The organism is Pseudoxanthomonas sp. LjRoot206, assembly GCF_056175725.1.
Map to the genome: position 1 here is coordinate 89,459 of NZ_JBGFFI010000006.1, position 12,589 is coordinate 102,047.

Below are 12,589 nucleotides of genomic sequence, written 5' to 3' on the forward strand. Positions count from 1 at the left end.
GGCGGGATCATTCGGTGGGCGCGAGGAAGTCGCGGATGGCAGGCCAGTAGGCGGGATCCGACGACAGGTCGTCGTGACTGGCGCGCGGAAAATCCACGACCTGCGCCTCGCCCTTGAACGAGGCCACCAACCGGTCGGTGTGCGCCGGCGGTACGACCGCATCGCGGCCCGCCCTCAGCACCAGCAGCCGTCCGTCGTAGCGCGGCAACCTTGCAACGGAATCGTAGCGGTCCTTCAGCAGCAGGCTCACCGGGAACGCCGGGTAGTGGGATTGTGCGACGGCCGCCAGGCTGTCGAACGGCGTCACCAGGATCAGATGCCTGATCGGGCGTTCCGATGCCACGTGTGTCGCCACGCCGCTGCCCAGGCTGCGGCCGATCACGGCCACGTCGCCATCCGGATGGCGTCGCGCGATGTCGTCATACACCGCAAGCGCATCGGCCAGCAGCGCAGCTTCCGACGGTTCACCGTCGCTGGCACCGTAGCCGCGATGGGCCACCAGATAGGCCGTGCGGGAGGGCAGCCACTGGGCGAACACGTCGCGATTGGCCTCCACCGATTCCGCATTGCCGCCGAAGTAAAGCACCGCATTCTGTCGGCCGGGGTTCACGACCCAGCCACGCAGCACGGCATCGGGCCGCTGAAAGGCGAAATCCGTCTGCGTCGGAGCGACCCGCGTGAACTGCGGGTAGTAGATCAGGCGGCGCTGCTGTAGGTAGAGCAGGGCGCAGATCGCCAGGTAAGCGCAGATCGCCAGTCCGAGCAGCCAGACCACCATGCGACGCGCGCGAGGATCAGCCATGGCGCTCCTGCGCGGCCTTGAACGCGGCCAGTTGCTCCGGCGAGGCCTCGCGCTGGTGCTGCGCCTTCCAGTCGGCGAACGGCATGCCGTAGATGCGCTCGCGTGCCTGCTCCTTGTCCATCGCGACGCCCGCGTCCTCCGCCGCTTCGCGGTACCAGTCCGCCAGGCAGTTGCGGCAGAAGCCGGCCAGGATCATCAGGTCTATGTTCTGCACGTCGCTGCGGTCGTGGTTGAGATGCTTCAGCAGGCGGCGAAACGCGGCGGCTTCCAGAGCAGTGGTGTCGGTCATGGTGGCGGGAGAGGTCCGGATGAGCAGCGCGGGTCGCGCTGGGGCAGGGGAATCGGGGACAATGTGCACCGACTCTACACCGCCCCCCCCCATGACTGCCCGAATCCTGGACGGCCGCCGCATCGCCGAGAACCTGCTGGACGAACTGAAGGTCCGGGTCGACGCACGCGTGGCCGCGGGCCAAGGCCGGCCCGGCCTGGCCGTGGTGCTGGTGGGTGGCGATCCGGCGTCCACCGTCTACGTCCGCAACAAGCGCCGCGCGGCTGAGAAGGTGGGCATCGAGGCGTTCGACTACGACCTGCCGGCAGGCACCTCCGAAGCGCAGCTGCTCGCGCTGATCGATCAACTGAATGCCGATCCCAAGATCCACGGCATCTTGGTGCAGCTGCCGCTGCCGGGCATTCCGGACGCGACACGCCTGATCGAGCGCATCGACCCCCGCAAGGACGTCGATGGCTTCCATCCGGCCAACGTCGGCCATCTGGCGCTGCGCCAGTTCGGCCTGCGCCCGTGCACGCCGCGCGGCATCACCACGCTGCTGGGCTACACCGACCAGCCGGTCCGCGGCCGCAACGCCACCATCGTAGGCGTCAGCAACCACGTCGGCCGCCCGATGGCGCTGGAGCTGCTGATCGCCGGCTGCACGGTGACCAGTTGCCACAAGTTCACCCCCCGCGACGTGTTGCAGGCGAGGGTCGGCGACGCGGACATCCTGGTGGTGGCCGCAGGCAAGCCGGGGCTGATTCCGGGCGAATGGGTCAAGCCGGGCGCGGTGGTCATCGACGTCGGTATCAACCGGCTGGACGACGGCCGGCTGGTGGGCGATGTCGGCTTCGACGCCGCGGTCGAGCGCGCCAGTTGGATCACCCCGGTCCCGGGCGGCGTGGGCCCGATGACCGTGGCCACGCTGATGCAGAACACGTTGGAAGCGGCCGAAGCGGGCATTTGACGCCGCTGGCCTGGAGACGGTGTGGGAGCGACGTCAGTCGCGATGAAGCTCCCTGATTGCCCCATCGCGACTGACGTCGCTCCCACGGAGAAAGCAGCGTTCCGCCAGCGGCAGGCGCCGGAAGCCCCACCTATCAGGGTATAATGCCGCGCTTCCCCAACTATCCGGGCCCGCCGATGCTGCGCATCCAGGCTGAAGCACTGACGTACGACGACGTCTCCCTCGTCCCCGCCCATTCCACCGTCCTGCCCAAGGACGTCAGCCTGGAAACGCGTCTGACGCGCGACCTGCGGCTGACGCTGCCGATCGTCTCGGCCGCCATGGATACCGTCACCGAAGCGCGCCTGGCCATCGCCATGGCCCAGCTGGGCGGTATCGGCATCCTGCACAAGAACCTGACCGTCGAACAGCAGGCGGCGGAAGTGGCCAAGGTCAAGAAGTTCGAGGCCGGCGTCATCAAGGAGCCCTTTACCGTCGGGCCCGAAACCACCATCGCCGAAGTGCTCAAGCTCACCCGCGCGCGCAACATCTCCGGCGTGCCGGTGGTGGACGGCGGCCAGCTGGTCGGTATCGTCACCAGCCGCGACATGCGCTTCGAAACGAAGCTCGACGATCCGGTCCGCCACATCATGACCAAGAAGGATCGCCTGATCACCGTGCGCGAAGGCGCCAGCGACGGCGAAGTGCTGCAGCTGCTGCACAAGCACCGCATCGAGAAGGTGCTGGTGGTCAACGACGCGTTCGACCTGCGCGGCCTGATCACGGTCAAGGACATCCAGAAGAAGACCGACAACCCCAACGCCGCCAAGGACAGCGCCAGTCGCCTGGTCGTCGGCGCCGCGGTGGGCGTGGGCGGCGATACCGACCAGCGCGTCGAAGCGCTGGTGGCCGCGGGCGTGGACGTCATCATCGTCGACACCGCGCATGGCCACTCGCAGGGCGTGCTGGACCGCGTCAGCTGGGTCAAGAAGCGCTTCCCGCAGCTGCAGGTCATCGGCGGCAACATCGTCACCGGCGATGCCGCGCTGGCGCTGATGGACGCCGGTGCCGACGCGGTGAAGGTCGGCGTGGGCCCGGGCTCCATCTGCACCACGCGCATGGTGGCCGGCGTCGGCGTGCCGCAGATCACCGCCATCGACATGGTCGCCGAGGCGCTGCAGGACCGCATTCCGCTGATCGCCGATGGCGGCATCCGCTACTCGGGCGACATCGGCAAGGCGATCGCCGCCGGTGCCTCCACGGTGATGATCGGCGGCCTGTTCGCCGGCACCGAGGAAGCGCCGGGCGAAGTCGAACTGTTCCAGGGCCGCAGCTACAAGAGCTACCGCGGCATGGGCAGCCTGGGGGCGATGGAGAAGGGGTCCAAGGACCGCTACTTCCAGGACGCCAGCGACGCCGACAAGCTGGTGCCGGAAGGCATCGAAGGCCGTGTGCCTTATCGCGGTTCCGTGGGCGGCATCATCCACCAGCTGGTCGGCGGCCTGCGCGCCACGATGGGTTACGTGGGTTGCGCGACCATCGAGGACATGCGCAGCAAGCCGAAGTTCGTGGTGATCACCGGCGCTGGCCAGCGCGAGAGCCATGTGCACGATGTGCAGATCACCAAAGAGCCGCCGAACTACCGGATGGGCTGATCGTTGCCAGGGAAGGGAGACGCCAGCGTTTCCCTTCTTCGTTTATAGCCGCAGGACACCATGACGAATATCCACACCGACAAGATCCTCATCCTCGACTTCGGCGCGCAGTACACGCAGCTGATCGCCCGCCGCATCCGCGAGATCGGCGTCTACTGCGAAATCTGGGCGTGGGACCACGACCCGGATGAGATCGCGAAGTTCGGCGCCAAGGGCATCATCCTGTCGGGCGGCCCGGAATCCACCACGCAGCACGGCGCACCCGCGGCACCGCAGCAGGTGTTCAACAGCGGCCTGCCGATCCTCGGCATCTGCTACGGCATGCAGACCCTGGCCGCGCAGCTGGGCGGCGCGACGGAAGCCGCCGACGCGCGCGAGTTCGGCCACGCCGAGGTGCAGCTGGTCGCGCACGACGCGTTGCTGGGTGGCCTGAGCGACCACCAGGGCGAGCCGCGCATCGATGTGTGGATGAGCCACGGCGACCACGTCGCCAAGGCGCCGCCGGGCTGGACGATCACGGCCACCACCGATCGCATCCCGGTCGCGGCGATGGCGCTGGAAGAGAAGCAGTGGTACGGCGTGCAGTTCCATCCGGAGGTCACGCACACCAAGCAGGGTCAGACCCTGCTGCGCCGCTTCGTCGCCGACATCTGCGGCTGCAAGACGCTTTGGACGGCGGCCAACATCATCGACGACCAGATCGCCCGCGTGCGCGAGCAGGTCGGCTCTGACGAAGTGATCCTCGGCCTCTCCGGCGGCGTGGATTCCTCCGTCGTCGCCGCGTTGCTGCACAAGGCCATTGGCGAGCAGCTGACCTGCGTGTTCGTCGACACCGGCCTGCTGCGCTGGCAGGAAGGCGACCAGGTGATGGCGATGTTCGCCGAGCACATGGGCGTCAAGGTCGTGCGCGTCAACGCCGCCGAGCGCTACTTCAAGGCCCTGGAAGGCGTTGCCGATCCGGAAGCCAAGCGCAAGATCATCGGCAATCTGTTCGTCGAGATCTTCGAAGAAGAGTCGAACAAGCTGAAGAACGCCAAGTGGCTGGCGCAGGGCACGATCTACCCGGACGTGATCGAGTCCGCCGGCAGCAAGACCGGCAAGGCGCACGTCATCAAGAGCCACCACAACGTCGGTGGCTTGCCCGAGCACATGAAGCTGGGCCTGGTCGAGCCGCTGCGCGAGCTGTTCAAGGACGAGGTGCGCCGCCTCGGCGTCGAGCTCGGCCTGCCGCACACGATGGTCTACCGCCATCCGTTCCCGGGTCCCGGCCTGGGTGTGCGGATCCTTGGCGAGGTGAAGCCGGAGTATGCCGAGCTGCTGGCCAAGGCTGATGCGATCTTCATCGACGAGCTGCGCAAGGCGGACCTGTACGACAAGACGTCGCAGGCCTTCGCGGTATTCCTGCCGGTCAAGTCGGTGGGCGTGGTCGGTGACGCGCGTGCGTACGAGTGGGTCATCGCGCTGCGCGCGGTCGAGACGATCGACTTCATGACCGCGCACTGGGCGCACCTGCCCTACGAGTTCCTCGGCACCGTGTCGAACCGCATCATCAACGAACTGCGCGGCGTCTCGCGCGTGGTTTACGACATTTCCGGCAAGCCACCGGCGACGATCGAGTGGGAATAAGCACAGCCGCCGACGAAGGCTGGATGCGCGAAGCGTTCGCGCTGGCGGACCGGGCCGAGCACGAGTTCGGCGAGATCCCGGTGGGCGCCGTGCTGGTAGATGCCGAAGGCCGACGCGTTGGCGAGGGCTGGAACCGCAACATCATCGACCACGATCCGAGTGCGCATGCGGAGATCGTGGCGATGCGCGAAGCGGGCAGGGCGCTGGGCAACCACCGCCTGGTCGGGAGTACGCTTTACGTGACGCTGGAGCCATGCGCGATGTGCGCGATGGCGCTGGTGCATGCGCGGGTGGCACGCGTCGTGTACGGCGCCTCCGATCCGAAGACGGGCGCGTGCGGCGGGGTTTTCGACCTGATCTCCGATCCTCGCCATAACCATCGCGTCGAGGTGACGGGCGGACTCCTCGGCGACGAAGCCGGCCGTCGCCTGACGAACTATTTCCGCGCCAAGCGCGGCCGCCCGCTGGTTTAGGGCGTCGGGAACTTCCGCTTCACCTTCCGGTGGTCCATCTCTTCGTTGATCGCGGTGACCGCGAGCGTCGATTCGCGCGCCAGCAGCAGGCTGGCCGCGAGCATCGCCACCACACCCAGCGCCGCCAGCCAGGTCGGCAGCGAGCCGAGCCGGTGTCCGGTGAACGTATCGACGGCAACGGCGAGGCTGGTGCCGACGAAGCAGCTGATGGCCGCGTAAAGCAGCTGGCCTGCGCGCAGGATGATCAGGCTGCGCTGGCGTTGCAACGCGATGCGCTTTTCCAGCAGGGCACGCTCCCCCTCGTCCTCCACATCGGCGAGCTCACGCAACAGCGTGCGTGCGCGGTCGATGATGCGTGCCAGGCGATTGTTGGCCGACAGCAGCAGCGATGCGGTGGCGGTCAGGAAGAAGGCAGGCGCCAGCATCGCGGTGAGCACGGCATGGTCGGTGGAAGGATTCATGGGCCGGTCGCCGGGGTGGTCTGCGTTATGATGACATGATGCGGTATGCCCGCATCCCCGGTGTGGATTCCCGGGTTCTTTCTCCGTCACGGACTGCTGCATGGCCTCTAACAACGCGCACAACGACCGCCTGATCTGGATCGACCTCGAAATGACCGGGTTGGACACCGATCGCGATTCCATCCTGGAGATCGCCACGGTGGTCACCGATTCGAAGTTGAACGTGCTGGCGGAAGGGCCGGAGTTCGCCATCGCGCACCCGGTCTCCGTGCTGGAGGCGATGGACGACTGGAACCGCAACCAGCATGGCCGCTCGGGCCTGTGGAAGCGCGTGGTGGAAAGCGAAGTCTCGCTGGGCCAGGCCGAAGCGCAGACGGTGGCCTTCCTCAACGAATGGCTGCCGGCGGGCGCCTCGCCGATGTGCGGCAACTCGATCTGCCAGGATCGTCGTTTCCTGCACCGGCTGATGCCGCGACTGGAGAAATACTTCCACTACCGCAACCTCGACGTCAGCACGCTGAAGGAACTCGCGCGCCGCTGGGCGCCGCAGGTGCTGGAGGGCGTGCGCAAGCAGGCCAGCCACACCGCGCTGAGCGACGTGCGCGATTCCATCGAGGAACTGCGTCACTACCGCAGGCACATGGCGGCGCTCGCCGACGAGTGACGTAGCGTGCGCCACGCGCACGACCCTGCGGAACCGTCATCGTGCGTCGTACGCTACGCCGTCGGCTTGGCCACGTCACCGTCGTCGGCGACACCTTTGGTGATGATGTCGGTCAGTGGCGTGCCGTCGCTGTTGTGGTGGTACACATGCAGGTCGCGCTGGGGGTAAGGGATGTTCAGTCCGTTGCCGATGATCTCGGTACGCACCGCTTCGGTCAGGTCGCTCTTGGTTTCGCCGAAATCCTTGGTCTTGGTCCACGCCAGCAGGATCAGGTCGACGCTGCTTTCGCTCAGTTTGGACACGATGACGCTCGGTGCCGGCTCCGGCAGCACGTGCGGGTGGTCCTGCGCGATCTTCAGCAGGATCTGCTTGGCCTGCTTGAGGTCATCGTCGTAGCCCACGCCGACCGGGATGTCGATGCGGCGGTGCGGCTTGGCGGTGAAGTTGATGATCGGCGCCGTGGTGATCAGGCTGTTCGGCAGCACGATCAGGCGGTTGTCCAGCGTGCGCATGCGCGTCTGGAAGATGCGGACCTCTTCGATGACGCCTTCCAGGCCGGCGGCCTGCACGAAATCGCCATCGCGGAACGGGCGCAGCACGATCAGCATGACGCCGGAGGCGATGTTCGACAGCGAATCCTTCAGCGCCAGGCCGACGGCCAGGCCGGCGGCGCCGAGCACCGCGAGCATCGAGGTCGGGTTCACGCCCAGCGAGGTGAGCGCGGTGATGATGACCAGCACCATCATCGCGGCGTAGCTGGCGCGGCGCAGGAAGCCGCCCAGGGTCGCGTCGGCGTGCGTGCGACCCAGCACGCGCTCCAGTCCCGCGCTCAAGCGCTTGGCCAGCCACATGCCGACCAGGAAGATGATCGCGGCCGCCAGCAGTTTCAGGCCCCAGGTTTCCAGCAACTGCAGCCAGTCGATACCGCGCAGCTCGCGCATCAGCGCGGCGGGTTCGGTGGGGATTTCGGTCAGGGCGGGAGCGGTGGCGGTTGCAGCAGGCGTGGGCATGGAGACTCCTGAAATGCAGCACGCCCCATCAGGGGCGTGCCGGGTGTACAGGAGAATGGTAACCGCCTTCACGTGAAGACGGTCGCCGGCATCACCCTGCCTTGGTCTTCGCCAACCGCAGCCAGGTATCGACCACCGTGTCGGGATTCAGGGAGACAGACTCGATGCCTTCCGCCATCAGCCACTCCGCCAGGTCAGGGTGATCGCTCGGACCCTGGCCGCAGATGCCGACGTACTTGCCCTTGCTGCGCGCGGCCTTGATCGCCATCGACAGCATTTTCTTGACCGCCGGATTCCGCTCGTCGAACAGGTTGGCGACGATGCTGGAATCGCGGTCCAGGCCCAGCGTCAGCTGGGTCAGGTCGTTTGAGCCGATCGAGAAGCCGTCGAAGATGTCGAGGAACTCCTCGGCGAGCAGGGCGTTCGACGGCACCTCGCACATCATGATGATCTTCAGACCGTTCTCGCCCTGGCGCAGGCCGTGCTTGGAGAGCACCTCGACGACCTTGCGGCCTTCCTCCAGCGTGCGCACGAACGGGATCATCACCCACAGGTTGTCCAGGCCCATCTCGTCGCGCACGCGGCGCACCGCCTGGCATTCCAGCGCGAAGGCCGGTTCGAACGACGGATCGACGTAACGGCTGGCGCCGCGGAAGCCGATCATCGGATTCTCTTCGTGCGGCTCGTAGCGCGTGCCGCCGATCAGGTTGGCGTATTCGTTCGACTTGAAGTCCGAGAGGCGCACGATCACCGGATGCGGCGCCACCGAGGCGGTGATCGTCGCGATGCCTTCGGCCAGCCGGTCCACGTAGAAGCTGACCGGATCGGCATAGCCGGCGGTCTTGGCGTCGATCTTCCTGCGAACGTCGAGCTCCTGGCGGTCGTATTCCAGCAGGGCGAGCGGGTGCACGCCGATGTGGCTGGCGATGATCATCTCCAGGCGCGCCAGGCCGATGCCGGCGTTCGGCAACTGGCCGAAGTCGAACGCGCGCTCGGGGTTGGCGACGTTCATCATGATCTTCAGCGGCGCCGGTGGCATGGCGGCCAGGTCGGTCGTGGTGCGTTCGAAGGGCAGGGCACCTGCGTAGATGAAGCCGGTGTCGCCCTCGGCGCAGCTGACCGTGACCTCGACACCGTCCGCGACCAGGTCCAGCGCATTGCCGGTGCCGACGACGGCGGGCACGCCCAACTCGCGCGCGATGATGGCGGCGTGGCAGGTGCGACCACCGCGGTTGGTGACGATGGCGCTGGCGCGCTTCATCACCGGTTCCCAGTCGGGGTCGGTCATGTCGGCGACCAGCACGTCGCCAGGCTGCACGCGCGCCATGTCATCCAGCGAGCGCACCACGCGGGCGACGCCGCTGCCGATCTTCTGGCCGATGGCGCGACCTTCGGCAATCACCTCGCCGCGCTTCTCCAGCGCGTAGCGTTCGATCTGCGTGGCCTTGGCGCGCGACTTCACCGTTTCCGGGCGCGCCTGCACGATGAACAGCTTGCCGGTCACGCCGTCCTTCGCCCACTCGATGTCCATCGGGCGGCCGTAGTGCTGCTCGATGACCAGCGCCTGCTTCGACAGCTCGTGCACGTCGGCATCGTTGATCGAGAACGTGTTGCGCAGCTCCGTGGGAGTGTCTTCGGTGCGCACGCGTTCGCCGGGGACGTCCGAATACACCATGCGCAGGGCCTTGCTGCCGAGCGAGCGGCGCAGGATGGCCGGCTTGCCCTGCTTGAGCGTGGGCTTGTAGACGTAGAACTCGTCGGGATTCACCGCGCCCTGCACGACCATCTCGCCCAAGCCGAAGCTGGAGGTGACGAAGACCACGTCGCGGAAGCCGGATTCGGTGTCCAGCGTGAACAGCACGCCGGATGCACCGACGCCGGAGCGCACCATGAGCTGCACGCCGGCGGACAGGAAAACGTCCTCGTGCTTGAAACCATGGTGGACGCGATAGGCGATCGCGCGGTCGTTGTAGAGGCTGGCGAAGACTTCCTTCACCTTGTGCACGACATCGTCGGCGCCGGTGACGTTGAGGAAGGTTTCCTGCTGGCCGGCGAACGAGGCGTCCGGCAGGTCCTCGGCGGTGGCCGAGGAGCGCACCGCCACGGCAACGTCGCCACCGCCGTTGTCGGCGGAGAGCTTGGCGTAGGCGGCGCGGATGTCGGCATCCAGGTCGGGCTGCAGCGGCGCATCGATGACCCAGCCGCGGATTTCCTTGCCGGCCGCGGTCAGGGCCGGTACGTCCTCGACATCCAGCGTGGCCAGCTTGTCGAATATGCGCGTGGACAGGTCGTTATGCGCGATGAAGGCCTTGAAGGCCTCCGCCGTGGTCGCATAGCCTCCCGGGACGGAGACCCCGAGGTTGGCCAAGTGGCCGATCATTTCGCCCAGCGACGAATTCTTGCCGCCGACGCGGGCCAGGTCGGCCAGGCGCAGCTCGTGCAACCACAGGATGTTCTCGTTCAAGCGCAATGCTCCGAAGCAGGCCGCGCCATGCCGATGACCATCGGCGTGGGGTGCCGTGTCCATGGGGAAAGAGGCGATATGATGCAGTGCATACCAATTGCAGACAAGCTTGATCTGACGGGGGTTTCCATGGTGAAGCAGGGAAGGGACGGGCATGTCTGAGTTGCGCCCGGTGTTTTATGTTTCAGATGGAACCGGTATCACGGCCGAGACCATCGGCCACAGCCTGCTGACGCAGTTCGCCGGCATGCGCTTCCAGACCGACCGCCTGTCCTTCGTCGACGACGAGGAGAAGGCGCGTGACGCGGCGGACCGCATCCGCAGGACGGGGGAGCGGATGGGCGCACGCCCGATCGTGGTGAGCTCCTGCGTCGATCCGGGCCTGAGCGCGCTCATCGCGGAGAGCGGGGCGCTGATGCTGGATGTGTTCGCGCCGTTCATCGAGCCGCTGGAACGCGAGCTGGGCGAGCAGCGCCAGTCGCGCGTGGGCCAGGCGCACGGCCTGGTGGATTTCGAGACCTACCACCGCCGCATCAACGCGATGAACTTCGCTCTGACGCACGACGACGGCATGGCGGTGAACTACGACGAGGCCGACGTGATCCTGGTGGCGGTGTCGCGCGCGGGCAAGACGCCGACTTGCGTCTACCTGGCGCTGCATTACGGCATAAGTGCGGCGAACTATCCGCTGACCGACGGCGATCTGGAAACCGACCGCTTGCCGGCACGCCTGCGACCCTACCGGCGCAAGCTGTTCGCACTGACCATCGATCCCGAGCGCCTGCACCAGATCCGGCAGGAGCGCCGGCCGAACTCGGGCTACGCGAAGATGGAGACCTGCAAGCGCGAGGTCGCGGCCGCGGAGGCGATGTTCCAGGTGGAACGCCTGCCGACCCTCAGCACGACTAACAAGTCGATCGAGGAAATCTCCAGCAAGGTGCTGTCCACGCTGGGCCTGCAGCGGGAAATGTACTGAGTCGAGGGGCCGCGGCGGCAGGTGGAAAAGGGCGCGCCGGGAATCCTTAACTTAGGCCGCACGCGGCGGCACGTCAATGCTGCCGCGACGGGGATTCGCCGTGTAGGATCGGTCCATGTCTCAGGCTCTCGCACGTACCGCGCGCATCCCCCGGCTGGGGCGTTTCGGCTGGCTGATGGCGCTGTACGCGGAGAACCACACCCGCCTCACGCGGCTGTTCGCGCCGGAGCATCTGCAGGTGGGGACCTACGTCTCCAGCATCGGCGACGGACTGGACCTGCGGCTGGAAGTCATCGAGACGCACCGCTACACGGTGGAGCTGCGGCTGACCTACGACATCTGCGATCCGCTCACCGGCGAACCGGATCCTTCCGCCTTCGTCCGCTTGTACCGTGACGCACGCCAAGCCGAAGCGACGCACTGCTACGTGGGCAAGCGCTGGCAGGACGTGATCGGCCTGTATCCGCCGCCGGCGGAAGTGATCAGCCACCGCATGCGCATGAACACTTTCCTCGGCAAATGGCTCGAGTACCTCGGCGAGCAGGGACACGGTGTCGCCACCCTGCATCCGGCAGGGGCGGTTCGCGACGTCGCATGACGATCACTCCCGCGTGGTGCTTCACGCAAGCCGCATGAAGCGGATCGCGTTCAGCCGTCGTAGCCCGTGATGCGCATCGCGCGACAGGTTCATCACGTCGATCGCGCCCAATGTTTCCAGTTCCAACAGGCGCTGTGCCAGCGCGTCGAAGGCGGCGGCATCCAGCCCAAGCGACCCCGCGGTCCATCGGGTGTCGCGGTGGACGGGAAGCTGCGACAGCAGTTCTTCGGCGAGGGCATTGTGGGTCATCACGGCAGGCTCCTCCGGGCGTGATGACGCTTCTACGCCGCCCGGAGTAAGGGCCGCGTAAACGCCCGCGAAAGCCGCATTACCATCCGTCGCGAACGCAAAAAAAGAGGCCCGGTTTCCCGGGCCTTCTGAAGAGTTGGCGTCCCCACGGGGATTCGAACCCCGGTCGCTACCGTGAAAGGGTAATGTCCTAGGCCTCTAGACGATGGGGACGCACGAAAGTGTTGCCAGATTTTCTTTCCGGACGGCCTATTGTCCGAAAGTTGGTGGAGCCAGGCGGGATCGAACCGCCGACCTCCTGCATGCCATGCAGGCGCTCTCCCAGCTGAGCTATGGCCCCACGTGCTGGCAGGAGCGGAATAATAGCTAGGCTCTTTCCGATGCGCAAGCATCC

The 12,589-nt window shown here is 66.6% G+C and carries 13 protein-coding genes and 2 tRNA genes; 7 read left to right on the forward strand and 8 right to left on the reverse strand.

What is annotated here, in order from left to right; translation table 11 throughout:
• Window positions 1-7: 7 nt before the first annotated feature.
• Window positions 8-802, reverse strand: a complete 795-nt coding sequence (locus tag AC04MD_RS17970) for an alpha/beta hydrolase (RefSeq protein ID WP_475498634.1) — start codon at window positions 800-802, stop codon at window positions 8-10.
• Window positions 795-1,091, reverse strand: a complete 297-nt coding sequence (locus AC04MD_RS17975) for a DUF1244 domain-containing protein (protein WP_475498635.1) — start codon at window positions 1,089-1,091, stop codon at window positions 795-797. The genes AC04MD_RS17970 and AC04MD_RS17975 overlap by 8 nt, the downstream gene beginning before the upstream one ends.
• A gap of 61 nt (window positions 1,092-1,152) precedes the next feature.
• On the opposite strand from AC04MD_RS17975, the gene folD reads away from it, so the two are divergent.
• The 4 genes from folD to tadA all read left to right on the forward strand — a co-directional run bounded on the left by folD (window position 1,153) and on the right by tadA (window position 5,773).
• A complete protein-coding gene (gene folD / locus AC04MD_RS17980; RefSeq protein ID WP_475498636.1) occupies window positions 1,153-2,040 on the forward strand; it encodes a bifunctional methylenetetrahydrofolate dehydrogenase/methenyltetrahydrofolate cyclohydrolase FolD in 888 nt (295 codons plus the stop codon).
• 176 nt (window positions 2,041-2,216) lie between these two features.
• Window positions 2,217-3,674, forward strand: coding sequence for an IMP dehydrogenase (gene guaB, locus AC04MD_RS17985; RefSeq protein ID WP_475498812.1), 1,458 nt, complete (start codon window positions 2,217-2,219; stop codon window positions 3,672-3,674).
• Between the two features lie 60 nt (window positions 3,675-3,734).
• Window positions 3,735-5,300: a glutamine-hydrolyzing GMP synthase gene (gene guaA, locus AC04MD_RS17990; RefSeq protein WP_475498637.1), complete on the forward strand. Its 1,566-nt coding sequence runs from the start codon at window positions 3,735-3,737 to the stop codon at window positions 5,298-5,300.
• Entirely contained in the window at window positions 5,291-5,773 is a 483-nt protein-coding gene (gene tadA, locus AC04MD_RS17995; RefSeq protein ID WP_475498638.1) for a tRNA adenosine(34) deaminase TadA, read from the forward strand. The genes guaA and tadA overlap by 10 nt, the downstream gene beginning before the upstream one ends.
• On the opposite strand, the gene AC04MD_RS18000 is transcribed toward tadA, so the two are convergent.
• Entirely contained in the window at window positions 5,770-6,234 is a 465-nt protein-coding gene (locus AC04MD_RS18000) for a DUF2721 domain-containing protein (protein WP_475498639.1), read from the reverse strand. The two genes, tadA and AC04MD_RS18000, sit on opposite strands and share 4 nt — an antisense overlap.
• A 100-nt stretch (window positions 6,235-6,334) precedes the next feature.
• On the opposite strand from AC04MD_RS18000, the gene orn reads away from it, so the two are divergent.
• On the forward strand, window positions 6,335-6,898 hold the full coding sequence (gene orn, locus AC04MD_RS18005) for an oligoribonuclease (RefSeq protein WP_475498640.1): 564 nt from the start codon (window positions 6,335-6,337) through the stop codon (window positions 6,896-6,898).
• Window positions 6,899-6,951: 53 nt separating this feature from the next.
• On the opposite strand, the gene AC04MD_RS18010 is transcribed toward orn, so the two are convergent.
• Entirely contained in the window at window positions 6,952-7,908 is a 957-nt protein-coding gene (locus AC04MD_RS18010) for a mechanosensitive ion channel family protein (protein ID WP_475498641.1), read from the reverse strand.
• Between the two features lie 91 nt (window positions 7,909-7,999).
• Entirely contained in the window at window positions 8,000-10,372 is a 2,373-nt protein-coding gene (ppsA, locus tag AC04MD_RS18015) for a phosphoenolpyruvate synthase (RefSeq protein WP_475498642.1), read from the reverse strand.
• Window positions 10,373-10,526: 154 nt separating this feature from the next.
• On the opposite strand from ppsA, the gene ppsR reads away from it, so the two are divergent.
• Entirely contained in the window at window positions 10,527-11,348 is an 822-nt protein-coding gene (ppsR, locus tag AC04MD_RS18020) for a posphoenolpyruvate synthetase regulatory kinase/phosphorylase PpsR (RefSeq protein WP_475498643.1), read from the forward strand.
• Window positions 11,349-11,463: 115 nt separating this feature from the next.
• Entirely contained in the window at window positions 11,464-11,946 is a 483-nt protein-coding gene (locus AC04MD_RS18025; protein ID WP_475498644.1) for a DUF1249 domain-containing protein, read from the forward strand.
• A gap of 21 nt (window positions 11,947-11,967) precedes the next feature.
• Here the strand turns inward: AC04MD_RS18025 and AC04MD_RS18030 are convergent, their stop codons facing one another.
• From AC04MD_RS18030 to AC04MD_RS18040, 3 genes are all read right to left on the reverse strand, one after another.
• On the reverse strand, window positions 11,968-12,195 hold the full coding sequence (locus AC04MD_RS18030) for a hypothetical protein (protein ID WP_475498645.1): 228 nt from the start codon (window positions 12,193-12,195) through the stop codon (window positions 11,968-11,970).
• Between the two features lie 137 nt (window positions 12,196-12,332).
• Window positions 12,333-12,408: transfer RNA gene (locus AC04MD_RS18035), tRNA-Glu, on the reverse strand.
• Between the two features lie 51 nt (window positions 12,409-12,459).
• Window positions 12,460-12,535, reverse strand: a tRNA-Ala gene (locus tag AC04MD_RS18040).
• Window positions 12,536-12,589: the final 54 nt, after the last annotated feature.